Genomic DNA, 24,509 nt, shown 5'->3' with positions numbered 1-24,509 from the left:
TGAGGATGTGGCGGATCGCGACACGACTTCGCAACCAGTTGGGGAGAAGTGTCAGTGATGCCCGGTCCCGGAGGTGGTGTCGAGGGCGCTGTCGAAGAGGTCCGCCACCTGGTCGAGCGCGTCGATCACCGGCCGGCCGTCCTGTTCCACCCGCGCCCGGACGAGCGCCCCCTCCAGCGCGGCGAGCGCCAGGTCGGCGAGGCGTCCGGCCCGGTCGGCCGGCGCACCCCCGGCGACCAGGCCGTCGCGCAGGACCCGCGACCAGGCGGCGAAAGCGGCGCGACCGGCCTCGGTGACGCCCGGTTCCTGCGGGGCGAGCTCCAGCAGCACGGTGGTGATCGGGGAGCCGTCGCGGAACCGCGACTCCTCCAGCCAGCCGACGACCATCCGCGCGTACCGGCGCAGGACGGCGGCGGGGGACGGCTCGGTCTCCGACAGTTCGGTGAGCGTCGTGGTGACCCGCTGCCCGGCGTACTCGACGACCTCGGCGCCGATCTGGGCCTTGCCCCGCGGGAAGTAGTGGTACAGCGAGCCGCGCGGGGCGCGGCTGGCCGCGAGGATCTCGTTCAGGCCGGTGGCGCCGAAGCCCTGGCGGCGGAAGAGCGCGGCGGCTGCCCGGACGAGGGCGGTGCGATGGCGTGGAGGGGTGGGCACGGGCGCCATTCTATGTAGACTGGTCTACATGGATGCTGCGGCCGTGCTCGACCACCTGCGCCGGCTCAACGCCACCGCGGCCTTCAACCGGTGGGCCGGGTTCGAAGTGGTCGCCGCGCAGCCGGGTGAGGTCGCCCTGCGCCTGCCGTGGCGCGCCGACCTGGGCCAGTACGCGGGCACGCTGCACGCGGGCCTGATGTCCGCGCTGGTCGACACGGCCTGCGGGTACGCCGCGCACACCGCCGTGGGGAGCCGGGTGGTGGCCTCGCACTGCGCGGTCGACTACGTCGCGCCGGGCACCGGCACGGCGTTCGTCGCCACGGCCCGGGTCGTCAAGGCCGGTCGCCGGCAGATCTTCACCCGCGCCGAGGTGCACGGCGACCGCGACGGCGAACCGGTGCTCATCGCCATCGGCAGCACGATCCTCATCCCGCTGGGCTGACGCCGGCGGGCAGCACGACGCCCCGGCTGCCGCGGCAGCCGGGGCGTTCCGTGTGCTGTGGGGGCGGGGTGGGTCAGGACGAGGACTTGCCGGACGGCGGCAGCGTGCCGTGCATCGCGGCCTCGGTGCGCTCGGCGACGGCGGGGTCGGTGGCCCGCGCCGACCGGGCGTCCGTGACCGGGTCGCCGCTGGACGCGACGGGACCGGTGCCGGCGGCGGTCGGGACGTCGATGCCGCCGGGCCGCCTGCGCGGTCGGACGAAGAGTCGACGCCGCCCGGTGCTGTCGCCCGTCGCGGTGTCGCCGGTGGTGGTGGTGCCGGCGTCGGCCGATCCGCCGCCGGAGCGGCCGAGCCGCTGCTTCGCCGTGCGCGCGGCCTGACCGGCGAGGGACTTGCCCTTCTCCGCCAGCCGGGTGGCCTCCGGGCGGGCGGCCAGTTGCCGGACCTGGTCGGGCACCTTCCGGGCGCGTTCCCGCCCGTCCGGGTGGCCCAGCACGTAGCCGATGCCGAGCGCGAGAGCGTGACTGCCGAGTCCCATCCGACTCTTCCTCCTCGATACGAATTCCGGTTCAGCGGAACGAGCCGGGCGAGGCACACCGTGCCGGCCCGGCTCCTCCCGGTGACCTACCGGAATACGGATTACCGGATCACTCGATCGATAAACCGGATCCCCGAGATCGCATTCAGCGGCGCCGGCCGTGGGTGTCCCCGTCGACCTCGATCTCCTCGCGGCGCACCTCGTCGCCCACCGTCTCGGTGTCGCGCACCGTCTCGGTGCCCAGGCGCACCCGCTCGACCGGCACGGCCTCCTTGTCGACCACCGGGCGCTCCTCGCGCAGGGTGACCTCGTGCTCCTCCTCGGAGATGGCCGGGCCGTCGACGGCCGCGCCGCGGTTGGCGTCGGTGATCGGCTCCCGCTCGACCCGCACCTCCTCGCGCGACACCGGCACCTCGACCTGCTGGTGCTCGGTGACGACGTGCTTGCGCAGCCGCGCCCGGCCGGCCTCACGGGTCTCGGTGCCGACGTTGAGCCGCTCCTCGGAGCGGGTCATGGCGTCGTCGGTGTTGCGGCCGCTGGTGTCGTGGCCGCGGCCGGTGACCCCGGTGTCGGCGCTCCGGCCCTGGTAGTCGGCCTGCTCGGTCTCCCGGAGCTCGTGGCGGCCGCCGCGCTCGCCCGCGGTGCCGTACTCGGTGCCGTACTCGGTGCCGTACTCGGTGCCGGAGGTGCGGTGCTGGGTGCCGGTCGCGGTGCCGGTGGTACCGCTGGTGCCGTATTCGCCGCCCGACGTGCCGTAGTCCAGGCCGTAGTGGCGGTAGAGCTGCTCCTCCTCCTGCGCGGAGAGGTGGCCCTCGGCGGACACGTTGGGCGCGTCCTTCACCTTGGCCTTGTCGTAGCGCACCACGACGTCGTCCCCGCGGGTCTCGGCCCCGGCCAGCGGCACGAAGCTCTCGTTGAGGCCGAACAGGCCGGTGTTGACGGTGACCCACTTCGGCTGGTCGGTCTGGTCGTCGAAGTAGACGTGCCCGACCTTGCCGATCTTGTCGCCGTCACTGTCGTAGGCGGTGGCGCCGACGAGGCTGCGGATCTGGTCCTGCGTGAACATCGAGAATGCCACGTCCTTCCTCGGTACGTTCTGTGGCTGCGTTCTGTGGCTGTCGCGTCCGGTGGCTGTCGTCGATCAATTCGGGGCGGTTCTGCTACCGCTGGCCCGGACGCTCGCAGAGTTACCCGCGTCCGGCGGAGCCGACTCATATCCGATTCATTTATTTCGGGTTGACCCGGTCGTGCGGTCGCCGGCGTGTGGAGCTGCCCGGACTCCGCCGAACGGAGGTCACGGTCGTGGGCGCTGCGTCACCGGGCCCCGCCGGACGAGGGACACCAACTCCTCCCGAACGGACCGCCGGCGCAGGGGCGGACTCGGCGCGCAGGCGGCGTCGGCCATCCCGTGGATGACCTCGGCCAGCGCGACCCGGGCGTCCACGGCGGGAGCCCAGCCGAGCTCGCGGCGGGCTCGCCCGGTGTCCAGCAGCGGCACCGCGTACGCCAGGTCGAGCCAGCCCGGGTCCACCGGCTGCAGGTGCGTGCGCCAGGACAGCGCCGTCGCCAGGCGCAGCAGACCGCGCGACACGTGCACCGCGGGGGCCCCGAGCGCGTCGGCGATCAGGTCCCGGGTGACGGGGGGATCGGCGGCGAGGTTGAACGGACCCGTGGCCCGCCGTTCGAGCACCCGCACGATCGCGTCGGCCACGTCGGAGGCGTGCACCACCGGGACGGCGAGCCCCCGGTCGAGCGCCAGCAGCGGGACGTGGTGCAGCAGCCCGGCCGGCACGAAGGCGGGCAGCCCGTAGCGCAGCAGCGCGCTGCCGGCCCGGCGCTGCACGACCAGCCCCGGACGCAGCCGGGCGATGGCGACGCCGTCGGGGTGGGCGCGCTCGTGCTCGTCGAGGAGGCGTTCGGCCGCGACCTTCTCGACGCTGTAGGCGAGCGAGTCGATGCCGTCGGTCGGCCAGGCCTCGGTGGCCCTGGCCGCGGCCGGGTCCGGGTCGTCCGGTCCGGGGGAGTAGGCCCCGGCCGACGACATGTGCACGAGGTGGGGCACGCCTTCCGCCTCGATCGCGTTCAGCACCGCGCGCGTGCCGTCGATGCCGAGGCGGTGGAGGTGGTCGGTGTCGTGCGAGGGCTGGAAGCCCCAGGCGAGGTGGACGACTGCATCGGCGCCGCGCACCACCGGCCGCAGCGCGAGTGCCGCGTCGGGTGCGGTGAGGTCGAGCGGTACCCAGGTCGCCCGGTCGTAGGGCGGGACCGCCTCGGGCGGTCGTCGGCACACGCCGACGACCGCGTGGTCGTCCCCGTCGTCCAACCGGTCGAGCAGGGCCGTGCCCACGTTCCCGCTGGCGCCGGTGATCACTATGCGCATGGAGCCCCTGATCCGTCGTGGTCGGGGTCGGTGGTGCCCGCGGTGCGCCGGATCAAACGAAACCAGCCGGTTGGTCTGCCCAGTGTTGCGCCACTCGAACGAGGGACTGCGCCTGTTTGGCCGTCAGCTGGCTGGGAACGGTCGGGAACCTGATCACCGCGCAGAGGAGAAGCACCACCGATGAGCACTCCCGACACCGACCGGTCCGGCTCGACCCGGGTGACCGCGCCACCACGGCGCCCGCTGTGGCTCTGGGTGCTGCTGGCGGTCGTCGTGATCGCGCTGCTGGTCTGGGCCCTGGTGCAGTGCGGCACCGGCAGCGACGACCCCGGCGACGGGCAGGGGACCGCCGGCGGCGCCGTGCCGTCGGCCACCCCGGCAGGGCCCGGTACCGACCCTTCTGGCGGCGACGCTGCCGGCTCGGCCGACGCGCCGCAGACCGGTGCCCCGGCGGCCGGAGCGCCCACCGACGGCGCCGCCGGCTCGCTCAGCGCGGGCGGCACCGCGCTGCTGCCGCTGTCGGCGTCGGCCGGCCCCGACGGCGCGCTGACCGCGCTCGTCGGGCAGGACGTGACCGCGCAGGGCGTGGTCGTCCAGTCCGTGCCGTCGGACGAGGGCTTCTGGGTGGGCGGCAGCGAGACCGACCGCGTGTGGGTGCAGCTGACCGTGCCGGCCGGCGAGTCGCCCTACACCGTGCAGCCCGGCCAGCGGCTCGACTTCACCGGCCCGCTGACCGCCCACGGGGCCGACTTCGCGCAGCGGGTCGGGGTGGACGCCGCCGAGGGCGCCGACCAGCTGACCCGCGAGGCGGCGCACGTCGAGGTCGCGAAGGCCGACCTGCGCGTCCAGGGCTGAGCCAAATCCGTCGAGAACGACGTTGTTGCGCGTTGGACCGGTCCATTCGCGCGCCAACGTCGTTCTCGACGGTCAGTCCGGGGGCGGGAGGGGGCGCCGCAGCGACGTCGCCCGCTCGCCCCAGGCGCCGAGCACCCTGCGTTCGAGCCGCTCGGCCAGGAACGAGCTCGCCCGCACCCCGAACACGACGTCCGCGGCGAGCTCCGGCTCGGCGGCCAGCAACGGGCGGATCACCCCGCGACGCACGAGCTGCTCGTGCACCGCATCGGCCTCGACGTGCTCGGCGTAGAACTCGCCGACCTCGGCGTCGAACCCCATCCGGGCGATCGCCTTCACCAACCGGTCCGAACCGGGGGAGGAGGTCAGCTCCACGGTCGCGAACTGCCCCACCAGCGCCCCCCGCAGCGCCCGGTGCAGCCCGAACATCGACATCAGGGTGACCTCGGCGAGGGTCTCGGCCGGCGCCAGGTCCAGGTAGGCGCCGTAGCCGTCGTCGAGGCCGACGGCGTGCATCATCGCGGCGAACAACCGGGCGTGCACGCGCTCCGGGTCGCCGGAGCCGTACTCGTCGTGCTCGACGGTGACCAGCGCGGCCTTCGCCGGCCCGTGCAGGCGCGGGATCACCCAGGCCTGCGGGTCGGCCTCCTTGAGGTGGTAGATCGAGCGGTGCGCCAGGTACTCCCGGAACTGCCACGGCTCGCCCTCGCGCAGCAGGTGGTGCGACACGCCGGTTCCGTCGGCGTCGGTGGGCTCGACCATCAGCGCGGCCATCTCGGCGTCCACGGCCGCCCGGACGTCGTCGGCCTCCCGCACGTCGTCGACTCCGACGTCGCGGCGCAGCTGCGCCAGGAAGGCGCGTTCCAGGTCGCGGCGCACCGCCAGCAGGGCGGGGTCCCACTCGCGCTCCGGGTCGACCCCGGCGAAGCCGCGGTAGTGCAGCTCGTAGAGGCAGTAGAGGGCCAGCTGCGCGTCCTCGCCGTAGACGTCGTCGGGGACGGCGTCGGAGGCGACCGGCTCCCCGCCGCCGCGCAACGCGTCCAGCACGGCCGCCGAGAGGGGGCCGCGGGGCTGCGGGAGCGCCGGCCCGGCCGTCGGCGCGGCGCCGGGGGAGTGCTCGGTGACCGTCATCGCGATCCACCGCCGCGGCCGCCGCGCCGCTCGCGGTCGCGGTGGCTGGTGTCGCAGAACGGGAAGCGGCGGGTGCGCCGGCAGGTGCACAGCGCGGTGACGGCCCGCTCCGAGCGCACCACGTCGCCGTCGGGACCGGTGACGTCGACGGGGCCGTGGACCAGCACCGGGCCCTCCCCGGTGATCTCCACGCGGTTGCGCACGGTCATCGATCGGCTCCCGGCATCCGGCCCTCCACCACGACGATCTCCTCGACGCGCTGCCCGGGCTCGATCATCCCCTGCCTCTCCAGCAGCGCTGCCCTGGCCCGCATGACCGGTCCGAACGGGATCACCGCGCGGGCGACCACCTCGCTGTCGAGCCCGGCGGCGGCCATGGCGTCCAGGGTGGCCTCCTCGCCGCACACCTCCGACTGCACGATGAGCGCGCGACCGCCCGCGGTCAGCACGTCGGGCAGGCCCGAGGTGAGGCGATCGAGCAGCAGCCGGCCGTCGCGGCCGGCGTCCCAGCAGCGGGCGATGCCGTAGCGGGTCGGGTCCTGGCGCTCGGCGGGCACGTACGGCGGGTTGGCCACGACGACGTCGAAGCGCCGGCCGCGGACCGGTTCGTAGAGGTCGCCGCGGCGCACCCGGACCCGGGCCCGGTGCAGCCGGGAGTTGAGCCAGGTCGCGGCGGCGGAGCGGCGGGAGAGGTCGACGGCGGTGACCGACGCGGCCCCGGCCCGGGCCGCGGCCAGCGCCAGGGCGCCCGTCCCGGTGCCGACGTCGAGCACGTCCCGGTCGTGGACGCGCTCGCGCAGCACGTCGGCGAGCAGTGCGGTGTCGGAATCTGCCCGGTACACGCCGGGCGGGCGGAGAAGCAGCACGATGGCCAGTGCCCGGCGCGGAGGAGATCAAACGGCATCCTCTCCGCTCGGAGGGGTACCCGGCGCCCTGCCCCCCGCAGGACACCGAGCCGGTACGACTCGTGCCGGTCGACACCGGCGGCGCATTCCGGGACGACGGCACCGCGCAGCTCGCGGCCGAGCTCGCCGCGCTCGGCATGGACGTCGAGCACCAGTGGGTCGACGAGGAGTGGCAGTACGCGATGGTGCCGGCCCGCCGCCGGTGACCGACCCCGGGAATTGATCCGTCCGGCACTGGTGGCGCCGAGGTCGGCCGGTAGCGTTCCCGCAGGCGGGCCACCGCGGTGGTGGCCGGCGAGGGAGGGCGGACGGGTGCGGCACCTCGTGCCCGGGGCGGGCGGGCGGGCCCAGCGGGACGCGGCCGCCGAGCCGCCCGCGCTCACCGCGGCCGACCCCGCCTCCTTCGCCTGGACCGTCGTGCACCGTCGGCTGCCGCGCGCGGCCGAGCAGGCCCGCAACGCCAACCCCTACCTGCCCGAGCAGATCGAGGCGCTCGACCGGCTCGTCGCGGAGCTGTCGGGTGCGGTCGGGCCGCTCGCCGGCGGCGGTCCCGACACCGCCGCCTGGCGCGAGTGGGGCAAGGGCCGCATCGGGCGCGGCTGGGACGAGGTCCCGCTGCTGTGGGCGGAGGCCTACTTCCACCGCAGGCTGCTGGCCGCCGTCGACTTCTTCGCGCCCGGCCCGTGGCACTGGCTCGACCCGTTCGCCCACCTCAAGACGGGCGAGCTGGTCGACCCCCTGCTGGAGGCCGAGCTGGCCGAGCTCGACTGGGTCGCCGACGTCGACCCCGACCGCCGCGGTCGCGCGCTCCTGCTGGCCGCCGTCCGGGGCGCCCGCGCGGACCTCGGTGCCGCGGCGCACGCCGCCCGGTTCGAGTCCGACACGAACCCCGACCCGGCGCTCGTCGTCGACGACACCGACGCGCTGTGGGAACTGCTGGCCGCGGGCCCGGCCGTGCTGTGCGTGGTCGCCGACAACGCCGGGCGCGAACTGCTCGCCGACCTCCTGCTGGTCGACGAGTTGCTGGAGTCCGGGCGGGCCGGCCAGGTGCTGCTGCACGTGCGGCCCGTCCCGTTCCACGTCGCCGACGCGACCGCGGCCGACGTGGCGGCCGCGCTGCGCAGGCTCGCCGCGGCCGGCGGCTACGCCACCACCGCCGCCCGCCGGCTGCAGGACGCGTTCCGCCGCGGCCGCATCCGGCTGCGCACCGACTGGTTCCACACCGGACCCCTCGGCTTCGACGCCATGCCCGCCGAGCTCGCCGCCGACGTCACCGCGGCCGGCCTGACGATCCTCAAGGGCGACCTCAACTACCGCAGGCTCGTCGGCGACCGGGCCTGGCCGCCGGGCACCGACCTCGCCCACGCCGCCGGCTACCTGCCCGGGCCGGTCGCCGCACTGCGCACGCTGGAGTCCGAGGTCGTGGTCGGCGTCCCGGAGGCCACGACGGCCGCGCTCGACCGGCGCGCGCCGGGCTGGCGGATCGCCGGCACCCACGCGCTCGTCCAGCTCGTGCCCGGCCGGGCCGCGGTCGGTCCACCGACCGGGTGATGGCGTCCCGCGACCGCCGGTGAGGGAGCCGTAGGTCGTGGCGAGGCGGTCGAGGCCGACCCGCGCGCCGTCATCGGCCTGGCAGACGCGTCGTGCGGGCGTGCGCGACGGCGTCGCGGCCGATGACGTGCAGCGTGCACGGCCAGACCGAGCGGCACAGCCGGCACCGGCCCGAGGTGTCGGCGACGTGGTCGCACGCCAGTCGCGCGGCGGCCGTCGGATGCAGCTCGGCGAGGAGCAGCGCCAGCTCGGAGACGGTGCCCAGAGCGGTCGGAACGCCGGTGGGAGGGGGCTGCACAGCACGCAGACTAGCCGAAAAATCGGACATTGGCCATTCTTCGTGAGAACACCATGTTCATCGTAGTTCGCGCGATGCTCAGATATCGCGTGAACGCCCGGGTTAGCGTGATCGTCATGTCCGGTGACCAGCGGGAACGCGATGACCCGCTGTTGACGTCCGGTGACGTGGCGCGTCGACTCGGGGTGGCCACGGCGACCATCAGCGCGTGGGTCCGCCAGGGCCGGCTCACGCCGGCGGTCACCACGATGGGTGGCCGGTACCGCTTCCGGTGGTCGGAGGTCCAGGAGCAGCTGCGCGCGGCGCGCGAGGACGACTGATCCCGCTCGGCACCGTGCCCAGGGCCACAGCCGTCCGTCCGGATCGGCGCGGTCCTGTCAGGTACAACTGCGGTGCACCGAGGAGACCACCATGACCCCGCCCCTGAGCCCGCCGGCGACCGCCACCGACGCGCCGCGCTGGTTCCGCGCCGCGCTCGCCACCGCCCCGCAGCAGCTCGACACCGCCGTCGACGGGTGCCGGGTGCACCTGCGCTGCTGGGGTGATGCGGACCTGCCCGGCCTGGTGCTGGTGCACGGCGGTGCGGCGCACTCGGGCTGGTGGGACCACATCGCCCCGTTCTTCGCCTCCTCGCACCGGGTCGTCGCGCTCGACCTGAGCGGGCACGGCGACAGCGGCCGGCGCCCCGACTACGACATGCGCATCTGGGCCGACGAGGTGCTCGCCGCCGCCGCGGCGGGCGGCATCGCCGGGCCGCCGATCGTCGTCGGGCACAGCATGGGCGGCTGGGTCGCCGCCCACGTCGGGGTGGAGCACGGCGACCGCGTCGACGGCATCGCCATCATCGACTCGCCGCTGTTCGACCAGCCCCCGGAGGAGGAGGGCCTGCGCCACCGCCGCCGCCCCACCCGGGTCTACCCGACCCGCGAGGAGATGCTCGACCGGTTCCGCACCATGCCCGAGCAGGAGGTGATGCTGCCCTACGTCCGCCGGCACATCGCCGAGGAGTCCGTGCGCGCCACCGAGGGCGGCTGGACCTGGAAGTTCGACCCGGCCATGTTCGGCAGGCGCCGACTGCTCCGCGAGATGCTGCCCCACCTGCGCTGCCGGGCCGCGTTCATCCGCACCGAGTTCGGCCTGGTGCCGCCGACGATGGCCGCCGAGATCGACGCCCTGCTCGGGCACCGCGTCCCGATCGTCGAACTGCCCGACGCCGGCCACCACCCGATGCTCGACCAGCCGTTGCCGCTGGTCACCGCGCTGCGGATGCTGCTGATGCAGTGGGCGCGCACGGGCTGACGGTCACCGGGGCGTCTCGTCGGTGCTGTGCGGCTCCGCAGAGCGCGACGCCGCCCCGACGTCGTCCCGACCGGCCAGGCCGATGAGCACGGCCAACACCACGAGCACAGCCAGTCCGACGATGGCGATGATGAGCACGACGCACCCGCTCAGCCGTCGACACGGGCGGTCGGCGCGGCCACCCGCGCGCTGCCCGGCGGGCTGCCCCGCTTGGCCCGGGTGCCACCGACCCAGGTGAGCGCGAGCCCGAACAGGCCGATGAGCAGCAGGACCACGAACAGCGCCCACTGCCAGGAGCTGTGCAGGAAGTGCGGCATGACGCCGACGCCCACCGAGCCGACCGTCACCAGGATCGGCGCGAGCAGCACCGGTTGCGAGGCCGCGACGCGCTCGGCCGTGGTGTCGGGCCGCAGGTTGCGCTCGACCGAGTCGCGGGCGGCCAGTACGTCGGTGCGCGTGTAGCGGTACTCCGGGTCGCCGCGCCGGTCGTTCGGAGCGGCCTGGCGGTCGAGCTCGGCGTGCAGGGCGCGGGTCCACCCGCCGACGACCTGGTCGAGGGCGACGCGGCCCTGGGCGGTCAGGTGATCGTCGGGAATGCGGTAGGGATCGGTGTTCTGCTGCACGGTCGCCACTCCTCTGCGGGCTGGCCGGGCGGCGTTCCGGCTGGTCAGAGGCCTACGGTGACGATGACCGCGGCTGTCCAGCTGCTCGACCCCGCATCGGCGGATCAACGATCGGGCGACGTTCCCGGCTCCTTGAGCGAGCAGACCGCCGCCAGGCGGTAGGCTCGGTCGCTTGCGGTTCGGTGGCGTCAAGCCAGGATCGTACTGCCATGTAGCAGAGTGTGCTAGGCGTCACGCTGCACTCAGTACGGCGGGTCCGACCTGCAGGGCGCTTGCCGAGCGTGGCTGTGCGGAGGCACCACATCGTGTGCTGCGTTCAGCAGCACGTGTTCTGCCGTGCCCGCATCGGCTCCACGCAGTCGGATCGTGTCCGACTGAACTCGGCGGTAAGGACGCTACTGATGTGGTCATGCCAACGTGGATGCGGCAGGATGGCCGGAAGCGGTTGGCGCATGACCAGGCGTCTGGTGCGTGCCGCCACCGTCGACCTGCAGTACGTCACACGACGAGAGGTGTGTCAGTGGAAGACTCCGCCGCAATGCGTCGCCGCCTGCGCGTGGAGCTCAGGCGACTACGAACCGCGGCCGATCTGACGCAGCGCGAGGTGGCCGACGCGCTCGAATGGTCCCCGTCGAAGATCATCCGCATCGAGAGCGGTCAGGTCGGCATCACCGTCACGGACCTCAAGGCCTTGGTCGGCCACTACGGCCTGAACGACCCGGACGAGGTGGCGGCCCTCACCGAGCTGGCCCGGGGCTCCAAGCGCCAGCCGTTCGTCGAGTTCCGCGACGTCCTCACGGCCGAGACGATCAAGTTCCTCGGCTACGAGGCCTCGGCGTCGCGGATCCTGCAGGCCCAGCCGAGCGTCGTGCCCGGCACCCTGCAGACCGAGGAGTACAGCCGGGCCCTGCTCAAGGGCTACGGCCGCAGCGCGAAGGCGATCGACCGCGTGCTCGAGAGCCGGCGCGACCGGCAGGAGGTGCTGGAGCGCGACCCGGCGCCGGAGCTGAGCTTCATGCTCGACGAGGCGATCCTGCGTCGGCAGGTCGGCGGGCCCGGGGTCATGCGCAACCAGTTCAACCGCCTGCTGGAGTTGAGCGAGCGGCCGAACATCACAATCCGGATCATCCCGTTCGAGGTCGGCGCCTACGAGGCGCTGCGCGGTCCTTTCGTCCTCTTGGAGTTCCCCGAGGCGAGCGATCCGGACGTCGTGTACCTGGAGTACTCGCGCGGCCCGTCGACGTTCACCGACGATCCCGGAGTGGCTGCCGATTACCAGGAGCGTTTCCTCGCTCTGGAGGATCTCGCCGCTCCGGCCGCCAGGTTCCCGGAGTACATCGAGCGCGCCCTGCGAACCTTCTCCACCGATCTGGCTTCAACCAGCGAGGGGTGATGCCCTAGTCCGCGAGGTACCTAAACCGGCCTCCATCGGCCGCATCCGAGGGGCGGACAGGTGACCAACCCTCCGCTCCTGGTCCTGCGTGTGGGTACACGGCCGCCAAGTGGCGCTGGTCCCACGCCGGTGCTCTGCTTACTCTGGCGGAGCGGGCAGGTCCTCACGTCGGAACCTGCTCGGGGCGCCACGACGATCCGTGGGGCCGGGTCGGGGTCGGGGAGGACGGTCTGTGGGCGGGACGAGCGGCGGTTGGCGCAAGAGCACTTTCAGCGACCAGAGCGATTGCGTCGAGGTGAAGTTCTCGACCGGTCAGGTCATGGTGCGGAATTCGCGACGACCGGAGGCCGTCCCGCTTGCATTCCCGCTCGACCGGTGGAACGACTTCATCAGCGGAATCGCGTCCGGAGAATTCTTCCCGACACGGTCGCGGAAGTAGGTCGAACGGTTTCGCCGGAGTCCGGGGGCGTCGATCCCGCTCAGGCTCGCGGGGAGCCCGAGCGGCACCTCCTCGCCGGTGCGTTCAGCGCTTCTCCCGCCACGACCGCTCGAACGGCAGCCGCCAGGCGTGCGGCACGATCAGCTGGTGGATCGCGTTCGGTCCCCAGCTGCCCGGCGGGTACGACTTGACCGGCGGCGGGTTCTGCAGCAGCGGCTCGGAGCGCTCCCACAGGCTCTCGATGCCCTCCGCGGTGGTGAACAGGGTGTGGTCGCCGCGCATGGCGTCGAGCATCAGCCGCTCGTAGGCCTCCAGCACGTCGCCTGCGCGGTCGGTCTCCTGGGTGGAGAACTGCATGCTCAGCTTGTCCAGCTTCATGCCGGGGCCGGGGCGCTTGCCGTAGTAGGACAGCGAGATCCGGGACTCGTCGGCCAGGTCGAACGTCAGGTGGTCGGGGCCGGACTGGCCCACGCCCGAGTCGGCCGGGAACATCGACCGGGGCGCCTCCTTGAAGGCGATGGAGATGATCCGCTGGCCCTCCGCGAGCCGCTTGCCGGTGCGCAGGTAGAACGGCACCCCGGCCCAGCGCCAGTTGTCCAGGAACGCGCGCAGGGCGATGAAGGTCTCGGTGTCGGAGTCGCGGGCGACGCCCTCCAGCTCGCGGTAGCCGCCGAACTGCCCGCGCACGACGTCCGTCGGCATGATCGGCAGCAGCGACCGGAAGACCTTGTTCTTCTCCTCGCTGATGGCCCGCGGTTCCAGCGCCGTCGGCGGCTCCATCGCGACGAACGCCATGATCTGGAACAGGTGGGTGACCACCATGTCCTTGTAGGCGCCGGTGGACTCGTAGAAGTCGGCGCGCCGGTCAAGGCCCAGCGTCTCGGGGACGTCGATCTGGACGTGGTCGATGAAGTTGCGGTTCCAGATCGGCTCGAACAGCCCGTTGGCGAAGCGCAGCGCCAGGACGTTGAGCGCGGCCTCCTTGCCCAGGAAGTGGTCGATCCGGAAGATCTGGCTCTCGTCGAAGGTCAGGTGGACGAACCTGTTGAGCGCGACGGCGCTCTCCAGGTCGGTGCCGAACGGCTTCTCCATGACCACCCGCGCGCGCTCGACCAGCTTGGCGTCCTGCAGCAGCGTGATGACCTCGCGCGCGGCCTTTGGCGGGATGCTCAGGTAGTGCAGCCGGTGCACCTCCTGGCCGTCGCCCAACTCCCGCTCGGCCGCGGCCACGGCGTCGGCCAGCGTCTCCGACCCGGACCTGCTGCAGCAGTAGCGCAGGTTCGCGGCGAACGCGTCCCACTGCTCCTCGGTCAGCCGGTGCTTGCCGAACTCGGTGATCGCGCTGCGCGCGAACTGCCGGAACTCGTCGTCGGACATCTCCTCCAGCGAGGAGCCCACCACCCGGATGTTGGGGGTCAGGGCCGAGGTCGCCAGGTGCGCGAGCCCGGGCAGCAGCTTGCGCCGCGCGAGGTCGCCGGTGGCCCCGAACAGGACGATGACGTGCGGCGGGAGGCTCTCCGGCAGGCGTCCGTACGGCCGTGAGCCAGGAGCCGGGTAGGCGATGGTCTGCGGCGGGTAGTTGAGCACGCTGAATGGTTGCACTCCCGGGCCCGCTGCGCACCGGCTCGACGATCTCCGAAGGCGGCTTTTCGTCGGCTGTTAACGCTGGTGCGAGGGTGCGTGCCGGGTCGGGACGACGTGCCGGAGGTGCTCGCGGGTCCACTCCCGCCGGCAGCGGCGCACCCCGGCCTCGTCCGGCTCGTGCGGCGCGCCGCGCCAGCCGCACCGGCAGGACGGCAGGAACGCGGTGAACGTGCCGGGGGAGCAGCGCGTGACGTCGGTCCGGGTGTCGGAGAGGGCGCCGTCGCGGTACCGGCCGGCGACGAAGCCGACGTGGTTGCCGATGCCCTCGTCGGAGCCGCCGATGAACAGCATCCGAGCAGTGTGCAGCCGGGCGGTGACCGACGGTAGCGCCGATCGTCGCATTCAGGAGCCGGTCAGAGGTGCACGACGCTGCCGCGACCGGCGGCGCGGGCCGCGTCCAGGACGAGCCGGGCGGCCGCGGCGTCCTCCACGGCGTGGCCGGTCGACTTGTAGACCGTGATCTCGCCGTCGGACGTGCGGCCGGGTGCGGTGCCGGCCAGTACCTCCCCGATCTCGGTGAGCTGCGCCGGGTCGACACCCTGCAGGTCGTGGGCGCCGGCCGGGGGCGGGTTGAGCGCGGCGCCGCGCCACTCGACGAAGACCCGGCCGGCGACCAGGTCGGCGGGCAGTTCGGGGCCGAAGCTGCCGCCGACCGAGCCGACGTGCGCGCCCGGGTCCAGCCAGGACGTCCGCAGGACCGGGCTGCGCGCGTCGGTGCAGCAGCAGACGACGTCGGCGCCGCGCACGGCCTCCTCGAACGAGTCGACCGCGCGCGCTCGCGGGTGCCGCGCCGCGAGGGCGGCGGCGTTCTCGGCGGTGCGCGAGGCGATCCGGATGTCGGCGAAGTCGCGGATCCGGTCGAAGGCGTCGAGGTGGGAGCCGCCCTGCACGCCGGCCCCGAGGATGGCCAGCACGCGGGCGTCGGGGCGGGCCAGCGCGTCGGCGGCCACCGCGGCCGCCGCCCCGGTGCGGACGGTCGTGATGCGCGTGCCGTCGATGAGGGCGAGCGGGGTGCCGGTGGCGTCGTCGAAGACGGCGATGAGCGCCTGGTGGGAGGGCAGGCCGCGGGCGTGGTTGTCGGGGAAGACCGACACCAGCTTGACCGCCAGCCCGGCGCCGGGCACGAACGCCGGCATCGACCCCAGCAGGCCGTCGGCGGTGAACGCCGCAGTGCGCGGCGGTGCGCTGGTCGCGCCCGCGCTGAACTGCCGGAACGCCTCGGCCAGCGCGGGCAGCAGCGCGTCGAGGTCGAGCAGGGCGGCCACGTCGTCGTGGCCGAGCACCAGGACTTCCGGCATGCGGGACCTCCTCAGCGGGGGAGCGCGACGGCGGTGAGCGCCTGGGCGATCCAGTCGCCGTAGCGGCGCACCGGCCAGCCGCGCTGGACCACCAGTTGACCGTAGGGGTGCAGGGAGGTCAGCGACCAGATCAGGTCGCGCAGTTCGGCGCGGCGGGCCGGGCCGTCGGGCAGGTGCCGGCACACCGCGTCGGCCAGGTACCCGGCGCCGACCAGGCGCTGGTCGTCGAACGTGCGGGGAAGGGCGGCGATCTGCACCAGCCCCACGTCCTCGCGGACGCCCTCGCCTGACCGTCGAGAACGAAGTTGTCGTCAAATGGACCGGTCCAAGTTCACGACAACTTCGTTCTCGACGGGGGGTGGGTCAGGCCGGGGTGGGGGCGGCGGGCTTCGCCGGCGTGTACAGCCAGGCCTGGAAGAACGCGGCGAGGTCCTGGTCGGAGACCTCCTCGGCGAGGGTCCGCAGGTCGTCGGTACCGACCGGGACGAACTCGTCGCGGTCGGCCCACTGCCGCAGCACCTGCGTGAACGCGTCGTCGCCGATCGTCACCCGCAGCGCCTGCAACGCCATCGCGCCCCGGCTGTAGACGGCCGCGTCGAACAGGGCGGGCGCGCCGGGGTCGCCGGGCGGCACCGTCCAGAACGGGTCGCCCGCGGGGGCGGCGAAGGCCTCGTCGAACTGCTGCTGCGGCGTCCGACCGCCGGTGCTCTCCTCCCACAGCCACTCGGCGTAGGTCGCGAAGCCCTCGTTGAGCCAGATGTCCTTCCACAGCGCCGGCGTGATCTTGTTGCCGAACCACTGGTGGGCCAGTTCGTGGGCCACCGTGCTCTCGTCGGGGACCCCGGAGTAGATGGGGCGGGTCTGGGTCTCCAGGGCGTACCCGGCCTCCTCGTCGTCGTCGACGATCGCGCCGAACGAGCCGAACGGGTACGGCCCGAACACCGTCTCGAAGTACTCGATCATCGCGGGCTGCGTCGCCAGCACGGCGCCGGCCGCGGCCTGGTCGAGGTCGGCGTCGACGGCGTTGATGATCGGCAGCCCGCCGGGCCCGGTGTCGTCGGTGACGACGTAGTTGCCGGTCGAGGCGGTGGCCAGGTAGCTGGCCTGCGGGTCGTCGGCCTCCCATGCGTAGGTGGTGCGGCCGTCGGCGGTGCGCGGCTCGCCCGGCACGCCGTTGGCGATCGCGACCGTGCCCTCCGGCACGTCGATCTCGAACGAGTAGGTGGCCTTGTCGGCGGGGGTGTCGTTGACCGGGAACCAGGTCGAGGCGCCCTCGGGCTCGTTGGCCACGAAGGCGCCGTCGGCGAAGGAGATCCAGCCGTAGAGGGCGCCGGTGGCGTCCTCCGGCTGCCCGGTGGTGCCGCCGTAGTCGACGCCGACGACGAACTCGGTGCCCTCGGACAGCGGCTCGGCCGGGGTGACGACCAGTTCGCCGCCCTCGTGGGTGTAGGAGGTCGGGGTGCCGTCGACGGTCACCGAGGTGACGTCGAGGTCGCGCAGGTCGAGGCTGAAGCTGCGCAGGTCGGCCGTGGCCGTGGCGGTGACGTCCGCGTGCGCGGTGAGCGCCCGGGTCTGCGGCGTGTAGCCGAGGTCGAGGTCGTAGTGGGCGACGTCGTAGCCGCCGTTGCCGGCGGCGGGGAAGTACGCGTCGCCGCCGCCGGTGGCGCCGTCGACCGGCGGGTCGGGGTGCGCCGCGGCCGGGACCGCGCCGGCGGTCATCACCAGGATCGATGTCCCCAGGAGCGTCGCGATCCGCGCGCGGAGCCTCATGGCGCGGGAATCTACGCCCGATCGGGGCGGTCGACGGGCGGAATCGGCGACGGGTCGGCGCGCCGACCGGACGGCGGTGACCGCGTCCGGTCGGCGCGGGCGCCGGACCTCAGGCGTTGTCGTCGCTGGCGTTGATGTCGCCGTTGACGCCGTCGGGGAAGAACCCGCCCTCGGTGACGCTGTCCGGGTTGAGGTAGACGATGTTGAGCACCTGCCCGGTGCTGCGGCTGAACGCGATCGCGTTCTCGTCGGTCGGCACGATGTTGGGCTCGTCCTCGAAGGTGAGGCCCTGGTCGAGGTCGTCGTCGCCGTCGAGGCTGTCGCGGGCGTCGGAGATCTTGTCGGCCAGGTCGACGGCGCCGCGGGCCTGCAGCGTCGCCCGGATCAGCCCGGCGTGGTAGGCCTCGACCGCCAGGATGCCGGCCGCGGCCTCCAGGAACGTCTTGTTCTCGATGAGCGGGGCGGCGCCCTTGTAGGCGGTCACGCCGACGTCTTCGAAAACGAAGGCGGCGAGCAGGAAATTGTCCTCGTTGGCGAACGCGTCGAACTTCTCGTGGTCCTTGATGAGGCCGGCGGCCTTGGCTGCGGCGGTGAACGCCTCGTCGAGGTCGATCGTCGGACGGGCGACCTTGGAGTCGCCCAGCGCGGTGCGCAGGAAGTCCACGTGCGCGCGCTCGTCGGAGGCGATCTCCTCGGCGTTGGCCTTGAGCGTCTTGTCGTGGAACATGACCTTGCGCCCGCCCATGACGTGGCCGAGCGTGCCGACGCCGTCGATCTGGTCGTCCTTCAGCCCTTCGCCGGTGACGGCGCGCAGGTAGAACTCGGCCTCCAGGTACTCCAGGTTGAGGGCGAAGTTGAGCACGGTGGCGTCGTTGACGGCCGGGTCGTCGACCTCCTCGGAGACCCGGCCGACGGCGGCCGTGCCGGCCGGCCCGCCGGGTCCGGCTCCGCACGCGGTCAGCGCGCCCGCGCCGACGATGCCGGCGGTGGTCAGGCCGGCAGCCCGCAGGAACCGCCTGCGGTCGACCGCGTTCTCCGCGCTGCGATTGATCGCTTCACGGACGAACGCCTTGCTGAAACCTTCGAACACCGGGACTCGTTTCTTCTCGGGCGCCGCGCAGAACTCTCGGCGCCGGTCGAGGGGGGCCAGGACGCGTCACTGGGAGATCACGACGGGTTTCGCCGTCCAGTTCGGACCGATCCGGCGCGACCGGTGAATGGTCGATATCGAGCGGGTAACGGGCGACCGGTCCGCCCGCCCCACCGGGCCGGTGCGGAGCGCGCCCGGCGTCGTGATCGACACGGTGAGCGGACCGGGCTGGGCCGGACGGATGTGTGTGCGGACGCACGAACGGCGGTGTGACACGGCGCGGGCGGTCGGGGACCCTCGTAGCGGGGGGCGCCGCCCGGCGCCGGGCGGGGGCGGGGATGGCGGCGGCGTGGACGGCGGGGCCGATCGCGGCGGTCGAGGAGTGGCTGCGGCTGCTGCCGGGGTCGGCGAGGCCGGGTCCGTTGACCCGCTGCGGCGAGGCCGCACCATCCGACGACGGCCTGCTGCGGCTCGACCTGCGCGACCGCCCCGACCTGGCCGACCTGCTGGAACCGCCGCTCGTGCTGGCCGGGCGGGAAGGACCGGAGAAGTCGACGGCCTTCCCCGTCGAGCGGTTCCACCTCGACGACGGCGTGCTCGTGCTGGCCGAGCCCGACGGGGTGCCGCCGGGCTCGCGCTGGGTGTGGAGCCCCGTCGCGACGTCCCGGTCGACGGTGCAGGCACTGCTGGAGGGCCTGCGCGGGATCGGCCGGGCGCCGCTGGCGGAGGCGCTGGCGGCCGGTCGGCTGGACGGCACGCCCACCTGGTCGGACGCGCCGCCGTCCGAGCTGTCGCAGGCGCAGGGGCAGGCGTACCGCGCGTGCCGCAGCCCCGGGCTGCGGGTCGTGTGGAGCCCGCCGGGCACGGGGCGGACCCGGGTGCTCGCCCGCGCGGCCGAGGACCTGGTGCGCGCGGGCAAGCGGGTCCTGCTGGTGTCCACCGCCGCCGTCGCGGTCGACGCGGTGCTGCTGGCCGTCGTGGCCTCGATGCGGCCCGGGCGCGGCCAGGTCGTGCGGGTCGGGGTGCCGCACCGGCCCGGGCTCGACGACCTGGGCCTCGACGGGCTCGCCGCACGGGCCTCGGCCGACGTCGACGCCCGCCGGGCCCTGATCGCGCGCCGGCTGACCGACCTCGCCGGCACCGACGACGAGATCACCGAGCTGGCCGCCCGCCTCGACGGCTACGACCCGGAGGGCTACCGCGCCGCGGCCGCCAGGGTCGCCGCCGCCGGGCGCCGCGAGGAGCTGCGCACCCGCTACCAGGACACCCTGCACGCCGCCGAGCTGGCCTACGGCCGGGTGGTCACCGCCCGTCGCGAGCACGACCGGTTGGTCGCCGAGGCGGCCGCGCTCGCCGACGCCCGCGCCGCGATGGCCCGGCTGCCCGAGCTGCAGGCCGAGCTGCGCGAGCTCGACGCGCGGGAGGAGGGCCTGCGCGCCGAGCTGCGCGCGGCCGGGCGTTCGCGCCGGCGGGCGAAGCAGGCCGAGGACGAGCTCACGGCGTTCGGCCCGACCGCCGTCGCCCGCCGCCGCGAGCTGTGGGACGAGATCATCGCCACCCGCCGGGCGATCGGTTCCACCACGCCCGAGCAACTGGGCCGCCTCGACGGCGCCACGGCCCGCACCGAGCGGGCGGCGACGGCGGCCTGGCTGGCCTTCGAGCCGGTCGAGTCCGAGCTGCGCCGCCTGGAGCGGGCGATGGAGCAGGCCAACGAGGTCGGCCCGCCGACCGACGCCGACCACGCCCTGGTCGAGCGCAGCGAGCGCGAGCGACTGCCGGCGCTGCACGAGCGGTGGACGCGGCTGCGGGCCATCCGCGCGCAGAGCGCGGGCGACCGCAGCGCCCACGAGGAGGAGCACCGCAGGCTGGCCGAGCGGTCGGGATCGCTGCGCACCGACGCGGAGGCCGAGATCGTCGCGGCGGCCTCGCTGGTCGGCACCACGCTCGCCCGGTCGCTCACCGCGCCGGTGGCCGGGGCCGGGTTCGACGTCGTCCTGGTCGACGGGGCGGAGGCGGCGACGCTGGCCGAGGTGCTGCTGGCGCTGGCCGGCGCGGGGGAGACGGCCGTGCTCGTCGGCGACTTCGGCCTCCCCGGGCCGGACCTGCCCGACGCGGTGGTGGCCGCCGGGCACCCGGCGCTGCGCACGTGGGTGCTGACCGGCGGCTTCGGCCATGTCGGGATCAGCACGCCCGAGGACGCGCTGGCCCACGACGGGTGCGTCGCCCTGCAGGAGCCGTGGCACGGTGGCGCGGCCGTGCGCCGGCTCGTCAACGACCTCGGGTACCGGGTGCTCCGCGAGCCGGCGGACGCGCAGGACACCGACGACGAGGACCCCGCGGCGACCGAGATCGTCGTGGTCGACGTGGCGGCGCTGCCCGACCTCGCCGCCGTCCGGCGCGGTCCGTCCGGCGGCCCGTGGTGGACGGCCGGGGCGGTGCTCGCCCCGGCGCTCGCGCGTGGCGCCGCGCCGGAGGTCGGCGTGCTGACGACCTCGCGCGCCCAGGTCGGGCCGACCCTCGCCGCGCTGCGCGACCGCGACCTGCTGGTCGGCTGCGGTCCGGTCGCGGCGTTCCGCGGTCGCGCGCTCGACACGGTCGTCCTCGACCAGGTCGAGGACGAGCCCGACGTGAGAGCGTTCGCGTTGGGCGTCACCCGGGCCCGCCGCCGGCTCTTCGTCCTGGTCGACGGGCCGGCGCTGGACGCGACCACCGGCCCGCTCGCGGCGCTGCGGCACGCCGTCGACCGCGGCGACGCCCGCTCCTGGAGCGCGGCGGCCCTGCTGGGGCTGGACGGTCCGGCGCCCTACCGTTCGGACCGGGTCCTCGCCGAGGTCGGCGACCCGCTGCGGCGGGCCGTGGCCGCGGTGGACGTCTCCGACGAGGCCGACCTGCGCGCCGCGCTCGACGCCCGGCTGGGCGAGGCCCGCGACTCGCTGTGGCTGTGGTCGCCGTGGCCCGCCGCCGGCGTGCTCGCGCCCCTGGTCGCCGCGGCGGTCGGGCGCGGGGTGCGGGTCCGGGCGTTCGTGCGCCCCGACGAGGACGGCGACGGCGCCGCCGCCTTGCGCGAGAGCGGAGCCACCGTCGTCCGCGCCGAGGACGGCCCCCGCCGGCTCGCCGTCGTCGACCGGCGGACGGTCGTGCTGGGCAGCGCCGTGCTGGCCGCCGGCCCGCGCGGGCCCCGCGAGGCGCTGCTCGCGGTCGAGGGGCGTGCGTTGGCCGAGCGACTGCTGGTCGACCTGGCCGCCGACGCGCTCGGCGACCCGCGACCGTGCGCCACCTGCGCCGACCCGATGGAGGTCAGCGGGGAGGGCGCCGACACCCGGTGGGAGTGCCGGTCGTGCGGGGTCGAGTCGAACGCGGGACGCGCGGGCTGATCCGCGTTACCCGCGCCCGCCCAGCGGGAAACCTCCGGCAACGGGATCATCAACCGGACGCCGCGCGGACCGGACCGCGGCACCGGAGGGGGGAATGTGGGCGTGCCGTCCACCCGATCGTCGCCGCACCCGCTCGTGCGGCTGCTGCTGCTCACGCTGCTGGTCGCCGCGAGCGCGCTGATGGGCACACCCGCGCTGGCCCAGGACGCCGAGGCGTTCCCCGACCTGGACCCGGCGCGCCACGTCTACGACCAGACCGGCTCGTCGCTCGACGCGGCCCAACTCCGCGACGTCGAGGGCGCCGTCGAGCGGCTGGGCGCGGCCGGCGCGGACGTCGTCGTCGTGGTGCGGGCGCTGGACGCCGACTCGGACGACACGTTCGACCAGGTCGAAGCGCTGCAGCAGGAATGGGTGCGGGTCACCGGGACCGATCAGGACCGGGCCGTGGCCGTCCTGGTCAACCGCAACCCCGACGACCCCACCGACGCCCGCGCCGGGCTGTTCGTCGGGCGCACCTACGCCGAGGGCAACGTCCCCGAGGGCGAGCAGCGCGACATCGTCGAGGACGCGCTGATCCCGCCGCTGCGCGAGGGCGACGTGCGCGGTGGCCTCGTCGCCGCGCTCGACCGGCTGGAGAGCAGCATCCGCTCGGGGCCGCCGGTCAGCGCGTTCGACCGGTTCGCCGCCGACGCGTCGCGCGGCTGGCTGCCCTGGACCGCCATCGGTCTGGCCGCGGCCGGCCTGGTCGCCGCGCTGCTGCTGCACCGCGGCCGCTCCCGCGGCAACCGCGGCGCCCAGGAGCCGACCACGCGGCGTCCCGACGACCTGTCACCCGCGCTGGGCGGGGCCCTGGTCGCCGGTGGTCCGCCGATGCAGGTCGTGCCGGCCGTGCTGCTCGACCTGGCCGGCCGCGGCGCCGTCGCCATCGAGGCCGAGAGCGAGGGCGGCTGGGCCAGCTCGCCCAAGGTCCGGGTGCGGCTGATCGACGGCGGTGCCGTGCGCGACGGCGTCGAGCGGGCGGTGTGGGACCGGCTCGCCGAGAAGGCCGAGGACGGCGTGGTCACGAGCAGCCACCTCGCCGCCGTGGCCACCTGGTCCGGGCCCGTGCGCGAGGCGGTGCGGGCCCAGATGCGCGAGCGCAAGTGGCTCGACCCGCGCGCCGGTGCCGCGCGCGTCCTGCTGGCGGTGATCGCCGGCGCCCTGCTGCTGGCCGCGGTGTTCGCCTTGCTGCTCAGCGGTGTGGGCGGCGGACCGCTGCTCGCCTGGGTCGGCGTCGTGGCGCTCTTCGCCGTCGCGGTGACCGCCTTCGTCTTCCTGCTCACCTACCCCGCGCTCACCCCCGCCGGCCTGGAGGCGGCCGTCCCGTGGACGGCCTACCGCGACGGGCTCAAGAAGGCGGCCAAGGACCGCGACACCCGCCTCGACCTGGACGCCGTCCTGCCCGACGCGGTCGCGCTCGGCCTGGGCGACGCGCTGGGCGACCGGTTGAAGACCGCCTCCGAGGAGGGCGTGCCGCTGCGGGCGTTCGCCTCCGGCCGGACCGACGACGCCAACCTGGCGGCGTTCCCGTGGTGGATCGCGTTCAGCAGCAGCACGGCCGGCACCTCGTCGACCAGCACCGTCAGCGGCGCCGGCGCGGGGGGTGGTGGCGGCGCCGCGGGGAGCACGTAGGCGCGGCGGCCGGGCGCGCCAGCACCTCGGCCACCACCCGCTCGCCGGTGTCGACCGTGTGCTCCCAGGACACCACGACGGGCTCGGGCAGGTCGGTGAAGGCGCGCCTGCCGTGCAGCACGTCGCAGCACTGCCGGTAGACCCACGCCAGCTCGGCCGCGGCGGCCCGCAGCCGGTCGAGCTCGGCGCCGTCGCGGGCCCACCCGGTGAGCAGCAGCAACCGCCTGCGCACCTCGCCGTGGCGGGGCCGGTCGGCGGGCAGCGCGAAGCAGGCTGTGTGCACCCGCCAGCTGCACGCCTCCACCCGCTGGCGCAGCCCGAGCACGCGGACGCGGCGGGCGAGGTCGGCGTCCGGCGCGCTCACCACGCCGCCAGCGCCGTGCACGCCGCCCTGGCGGCCGCGACCTCGGCGGCCAGCCCCTGCCGGGAGTCGCCGCCGGTGCCGTGCGCCGCCTCGTTCCAGATCCCCAGGAACCGTTCGCAGCGGCGCAGCGCGACCGCCGCCGGGCTGGGCCGGCCGGCCATCCCGAAGCGCTCGGCGTGCTGCAGGCGGGCGCGGGTGCCGCGCTCCCCGCTGCGGGCGTCCCGGTCGAGACCGGCGACGGTGGCGGCCAGGTCCGCGCCGGTCTCCGCGGCCCAGCGCAGTGCCAGCCCGCGCAGCGCGCCGTCGAGCGCGTGCCGGCACAACCCCCGCACGGCGACCGGCAGCCGGCCCAGGTCGGGGGGCAGCGTGCCCATCTTCAGCAGGTCCTCGGCGTCGGCCAGCAACGACGCCCACGGCGCCGCCCGATCGGCCACGACCAGCGCACCCGCCGGGTCGCGGGACAGCGCCAGCACGTCGGCGTCGCGGCGCTTGGCGGTCAGCGCCTCGGCGAGCCGGGAGTCGTGGGTGAGCACGACGACCCGGCGGTCGTCGGCCAGCCGGACCAGCTCGTCGGCGACGAGGTCGACGCGCAGGTCGTCGAAGGCGTGCACGGGGTCGTCGACCAGCAGGAACCCGAACGGCCCGCCCGCGCGGGCGCGCAGCAGCGGGGCGAGCACGAGAGCGTTGCGCTGACCGGCGCTGAGCGTGCCCAGCGGGCGGTCGCCGCCGTCGGCGCCGACCAGCCGCAGCGCGTCACCGCGGAACGCGACCCCGCCCAGCCGCACGGGCGCGTC

The 24,509-nt window shown here is 74.7% G+C and carries 27 protein-coding genes and 1 pseudogene; 10 read left to right on the top strand and 18 right to left on the bottom strand.

Annotated elements, in window-relative coordinates; all coding sequences use genetic code 11:
• Positions 1 to 51 precede the first annotated feature (51 nt).
• Entirely contained in the window at positions 52 to 654 is a 603-nt protein-coding gene (locus tag KIK08_RS09435) for a TetR/AcrR family transcriptional regulator (RefSeq protein ID WP_214402658.1), read from the bottom strand.
• Between the two features lie 28 nt (positions 655 to 682).
• Here KIK08_RS09435 and KIK08_RS09430 point away from each other — a divergent pair, with 28 nt between their 5' ends.
• Entirely contained in the window at positions 683 to 1,096 is a 414-nt protein-coding gene (locus KIK08_RS09430) for a PaaI family thioesterase (protein WP_214402657.1), read from the top strand.
• Between the two features lie 73 nt (positions 1,097 to 1,169).
• On the opposite strand, the gene KIK08_RS09425 is transcribed toward KIK08_RS09430, so the two are convergent.
• The 3 genes from KIK08_RS09425 to KIK08_RS09415 form a co-directional block, all read right to left on the bottom strand.
• Positions 1,170 to 1,634, bottom strand: coding sequence for a hypothetical protein (locus KIK08_RS09425; protein ID WP_214402656.1), 465 nt, complete (start codon positions 1,632 to 1,634; stop codon positions 1,170 to 1,172).
• A 145-nt stretch (positions 1,635 to 1,779) separates the two neighbouring features.
• Entirely contained in the window at positions 1,780 to 2,700 is a 921-nt protein-coding gene (locus tag KIK08_RS09420; protein WP_214402655.1) for a DUF2382 domain-containing protein, read from the bottom strand.
• A gap of 228 nt (positions 2,701 to 2,928) precedes the next feature.
• Positions 2,929 to 4,014 (bottom strand): NAD-dependent epimerase/dehydratase family protein, encoded by a 1,086-nt coding sequence (locus KIK08_RS09415; RefSeq protein WP_214402654.1) that lies wholly within the window; start codon positions 4,012 to 4,014, stop codon positions 2,929 to 2,931.
• A gap of 180 nt (positions 4,015 to 4,194) precedes the next feature.
• Here KIK08_RS09415 and KIK08_RS09410 point away from each other — a divergent pair, with 180 nt between their 5' ends.
• Positions 4,195 to 4,869 carry a hypothetical protein gene (locus KIK08_RS09410; RefSeq protein WP_214402653.1) on the top strand — a complete coding sequence of 225 codons (675 nt, stop codon included), beginning with the start codon at positions 4,195 to 4,197 and terminating at the stop codon, positions 4,867 to 4,869.
• A gap of 72 nt (positions 4,870 to 4,941) precedes the next feature.
• On the opposite strand, the gene KIK08_RS09405 is transcribed toward KIK08_RS09410, so the two are convergent.
• The 3 genes from KIK08_RS09405 to KIK08_RS09395 are packed head-to-tail and all read right to left on the bottom strand — an operon-like array spanning position 4,942 to position 6,862.
• Positions 4,942 to 5,997: an iron-containing redox enzyme family protein gene (locus KIK08_RS09405; protein WP_214402652.1), complete on the bottom strand. Its 1,056-nt coding sequence runs from the start codon at positions 5,995 to 5,997 to the stop codon at positions 4,942 to 4,944.
• Positions 5,994 to 6,206, bottom strand: coding sequence for a CDGSH iron-sulfur domain-containing protein (locus KIK08_RS09400; RefSeq protein ID WP_214402651.1), 213 nt, complete (start codon positions 6,204 to 6,206; stop codon positions 5,994 to 5,996). The genes KIK08_RS09405 and KIK08_RS09400 overlap by 4 nt, the downstream gene beginning before the upstream one ends.
• Positions 6,203 to 6,862 (bottom strand): HemK2/MTQ2 family protein methyltransferase, encoded by a 660-nt coding sequence (locus tag KIK08_RS09395; RefSeq protein WP_214402650.1) that lies wholly within the window; start codon positions 6,860 to 6,862, stop codon positions 6,203 to 6,205. The genes KIK08_RS09400 and KIK08_RS09395 overlap by 4 nt, the downstream gene beginning before the upstream one ends.
• A 101-nt stretch (positions 6,863 to 6,963) precedes the next feature.
• Here KIK08_RS09395 and KIK08_RS09390 point away from each other — a divergent pair, with 101 nt between their 5' ends.
• A complete protein-coding gene (locus KIK08_RS09390; RefSeq protein WP_214402649.1) occupies positions 6,964 to 7,107 on the top strand; it encodes a hypothetical protein in 144 nt (47 codons plus the stop codon).
• A 106-nt stretch (positions 7,108 to 7,213) separates the two neighbouring features.
• Positions 7,214 to 8,452, top strand: coding sequence for an ARMT1-like domain-containing protein (locus KIK08_RS09385; protein WP_214402648.1), 1,239 nt, complete (start codon positions 7,214 to 7,216; stop codon positions 8,450 to 8,452).
• A gap of 70 nt (positions 8,453 to 8,522) precedes the next feature.
• On the opposite strand, the gene KIK08_RS09380 is transcribed toward KIK08_RS09385, so the two are convergent.
• The gene (locus tag KIK08_RS09380; RefSeq protein ID WP_214402647.1) at positions 8,523 to 8,750 is read right to left on the bottom strand and encodes a hypothetical protein; all 228 of its coding nucleotides are present in this window, start codon (positions 8,748 to 8,750) and stop codon (positions 8,523 to 8,525) included.
• Between the two features lie 116 nt (positions 8,751 to 8,866).
• On the opposite strand from KIK08_RS09380, the gene KIK08_RS09375 reads away from it, so the two are divergent.
• Both KIK08_RS09375 and KIK08_RS09370 read left to right on the top strand, forming a co-directional pair.
• Entirely contained in the window at positions 8,867 to 9,070 is a 204-nt protein-coding gene (locus KIK08_RS09375; RefSeq protein ID WP_214402646.1) for a helix-turn-helix domain-containing protein, read from the top strand.
• Positions 9,071 to 9,161: 91 nt separating this feature from the next.
• Positions 9,162 to 10,049, top strand: a complete 888-nt coding sequence (locus tag KIK08_RS09370) for an alpha/beta fold hydrolase (RefSeq protein WP_214402645.1) — start codon at positions 9,162 to 9,164, stop codon at positions 10,047 to 10,049.
• Between the two features lie 3 nt (positions 10,050 to 10,052).
• On the opposite strand, the gene KIK08_RS40940 is transcribed toward KIK08_RS09370, so the two are convergent.
• Positions 10,053 to 10,187: a hypothetical protein gene (locus KIK08_RS40940; RefSeq protein WP_256446173.1), complete on the bottom strand. Its 135-nt coding sequence runs from the start codon at positions 10,185 to 10,187 to the stop codon at positions 10,053 to 10,055.
• 11 nt (positions 10,188 to 10,198) lie between these two features.
• The gene (locus KIK08_RS09365) at positions 10,199 to 10,672 is read right to left on the bottom strand and encodes a hypothetical protein (protein WP_214402644.1); all 474 of its coding nucleotides are present in this window, start codon (positions 10,670 to 10,672) and stop codon (positions 10,199 to 10,201) included.
• Between the two features lie 520 nt (positions 10,673 to 11,192).
• Between KIK08_RS09365 and KIK08_RS09360 the strand changes: the two genes are divergently transcribed.
• Positions 11,193 to 12,065, top strand: a complete 873-nt coding sequence (locus KIK08_RS09360) for a helix-turn-helix domain-containing protein (protein WP_214402643.1) — start codon at positions 11,193 to 11,195, stop codon at positions 12,063 to 12,065.
• Between the two features lie 88 nt (positions 12,066 to 12,153).
• A complete protein-coding gene (locus KIK08_RS09355) occupies positions 12,154 to 12,504 on the top strand; it encodes a DUF397 domain-containing protein (protein ID WP_308257521.1) in 351 nt (116 codons plus the stop codon).
• An 84-nt stretch (positions 12,505 to 12,588) separates the two neighbouring features.
• Here KIK08_RS09355 and zwf read toward each other — a convergent pair whose 3' ends face one another.
• The 6 genes from zwf to KIK08_RS09325 all read right to left on the bottom strand — a co-directional run bounded on the left by zwf (position 12,589) and on the right by KIK08_RS09325 (position 18,306).
• The gene (gene zwf, locus KIK08_RS09350) at positions 12,589 to 14,091 is read right to left on the bottom strand and encodes a glucose-6-phosphate dehydrogenase (protein ID WP_214402641.1); all 1,503 of its coding nucleotides are present in this window, start codon (positions 14,089 to 14,091) and stop codon (positions 12,589 to 12,591) included.
• A gap of 72 nt (positions 14,092 to 14,163) precedes the next feature.
• Entirely contained in the window at positions 14,164 to 14,439 is a 276-nt protein-coding gene (locus tag KIK08_RS09345; protein ID WP_214402640.1) for a hypothetical protein, read from the bottom strand.
• A 62-nt stretch (positions 14,440 to 14,501) separates the two neighbouring features.
• Positions 14,502 to 15,446 carry an ornithine cyclodeaminase family protein gene (locus KIK08_RS09340; RefSeq protein ID WP_214402639.1) on the bottom strand — a complete coding sequence of 315 codons (945 nt, stop codon included), beginning with the start codon at positions 15,444 to 15,446 and terminating at the stop codon, positions 14,502 to 14,504.
• 11 nt (positions 15,447 to 15,457) lie between these two features.
• On the bottom strand, positions 15,458 to 15,703 hold the full coding sequence (locus tag KIK08_RS09335) for a hypothetical protein (RefSeq protein WP_214402638.1): 246 nt from the start codon (positions 15,701 to 15,703) through the stop codon (positions 15,458 to 15,460).
• Between the two features lie 106 nt (positions 15,704 to 15,809).
• Positions 15,810 to 17,216: a M1 family metallopeptidase gene (locus KIK08_RS09330; protein ID WP_214402637.1), complete on the bottom strand. Its 1,407-nt coding sequence runs from the start codon at positions 17,214 to 17,216 to the stop codon at positions 15,810 to 15,812.
• Positions 17,217 to 17,325: 109 nt separating this feature from the next.
• A complete protein-coding gene (locus KIK08_RS09325) occupies positions 17,326 to 18,306 on the bottom strand; it encodes a ferritin-like domain-containing protein (protein WP_214402636.1) in 981 nt (326 codons plus the stop codon).
• Positions 18,307 to 18,644: 338 nt separating this feature from the next.
• Here KIK08_RS09325 and KIK08_RS09320 point away from each other — a divergent pair, with 338 nt between their 5' ends.
• Together KIK08_RS09320 and KIK08_RS09315 are read left to right on the top strand one after the other, a co-directional pair.
• Positions 18,645 to 21,680, top strand: coding sequence for an AAA domain-containing protein (locus KIK08_RS09320; RefSeq protein WP_214402635.1), 3,036 nt, complete (start codon positions 18,645 to 18,647; stop codon positions 21,678 to 21,680).
• 102 nt (positions 21,681 to 21,782) lie between these two features.
• Positions 21,783 to 23,351 (top strand): DUF2207 family protein, encoded by a 1,569-nt coding sequence (locus KIK08_RS09315; RefSeq protein ID WP_214402634.1) that lies wholly within the window; start codon positions 21,783 to 21,785, stop codon positions 23,349 to 23,351.
• Here the strand turns inward: KIK08_RS09315 and KIK08_RS09310 are convergent.
• Both KIK08_RS09310 and KIK08_RS09305 read right to left on the bottom strand, forming a co-directional pair.
• Positions 23,302 to 23,718, bottom strand: coding sequence for a hypothetical protein (locus KIK08_RS09310; RefSeq protein ID WP_214402633.1), 417 nt, complete (start codon positions 23,716 to 23,718; stop codon positions 23,302 to 23,304). The genes KIK08_RS09315 and KIK08_RS09310 overlap by 50 nt on opposite strands.
• A pseudogene (locus tag KIK08_RS09305) lies at positions 23,712 to 24,509 on the bottom strand (hypothetical protein); the annotation flags it as partial. The gene KIK08_RS09310 and the pseudogene KIK08_RS09305, both read right to left, overlap by 7 nt.

The organism is Pseudonocardia lacus (assembly GCF_018531445.1).
Lineage (GTDB): Bacteria > Actinomycetota > Actinomycetes > Mycobacteriales > Pseudonocardiaceae > Pseudonocardia > Pseudonocardia lacus.
This window is presented reverse-complemented; position numbering and strand designations above follow the sequence as displayed.

Bases quoted from the DNA above. Each gene is read 5' to 3' on its own strand.
- KIK08_RS09320 (WP_214402635.1), top strand. From the start codon at position 18,645: ATGGCGGCGGCGTGGACGGCGGGGCCGATCGCGGCGGTCGAGGAGTGG.
- KIK08_RS09410 (WP_214402653.1), top strand. From the start codon at position 4,195: ATGAGCACTCCCGACACCGACCGGTCCGGCTCGACCCGGGTGACCGCG.
- KIK08_RS09330 (WP_214402637.1), bottom strand. From the start codon at position 17,216: ATGAGGCTCCGCGCGCGGATCGCGACGCTCCTGGGGACATCGATCCTG.
- KIK08_RS09370 (WP_214402645.1), top strand. From the start codon at position 9,162: ATGACCCCGCCCCTGAGCCCGCCGGCGACCGCCACCGACGCGCCGCGC.
- KIK08_RS09400 (WP_214402651.1), bottom strand. From the start codon at position 6,206: ATGACCGTGCGCAACCGCGTGGAGATCACCGGGGAGGGCCCGGTGCTG.
- KIK08_RS09345 (WP_214402640.1), bottom strand. From the start codon at position 14,439: ATGCTGTTCATCGGCGGCTCCGACGAGGGCATCGGCAACCACGTCGGC.
- KIK08_RS09420 (WP_214402655.1), bottom strand. From the start codon at position 2,700: ATGTTCACGCAGGACCAGATCCGCAGCCTCGTCGGCGCCACCGCCTAC.
- KIK08_RS09375 (WP_214402646.1), top strand. From the start codon at position 8,867: ATGTCCGGTGACCAGCGGGAACGCGATGACCCGCTGTTGACGTCCGGT.
- KIK08_RS09430 (WP_214402657.1), top strand. From the start codon at position 683: ATGGATGCTGCGGCCGTGCTCGACCACCTGCGCCGGCTCAACGCCACC.
- KIK08_RS09340 (WP_214402639.1), bottom strand. From the start codon at position 15,446: ATGCCGGAAGTCCTGGTGCTCGGCCACGACGACGTGGCCGCCCTGCTC.
- KIK08_RS09405 (WP_214402652.1), bottom strand. From the start codon at position 5,997: ATGACGGTCACCGAGCACTCCCCCGGCGCCGCGCCGACGGCCGGGCCG.
- KIK08_RS09425 (WP_214402656.1), bottom strand. From the start codon at position 1,634: ATGGGACTCGGCAGTCACGCTCTCGCGCTCGGCATCGGCTACGTGCTG.
- KIK08_RS09415 (WP_214402654.1), bottom strand. From the start codon at position 4,014: ATGCGCATAGTGATCACCGGCGCCAGCGGGAACGTGGGCACGGCCCTG.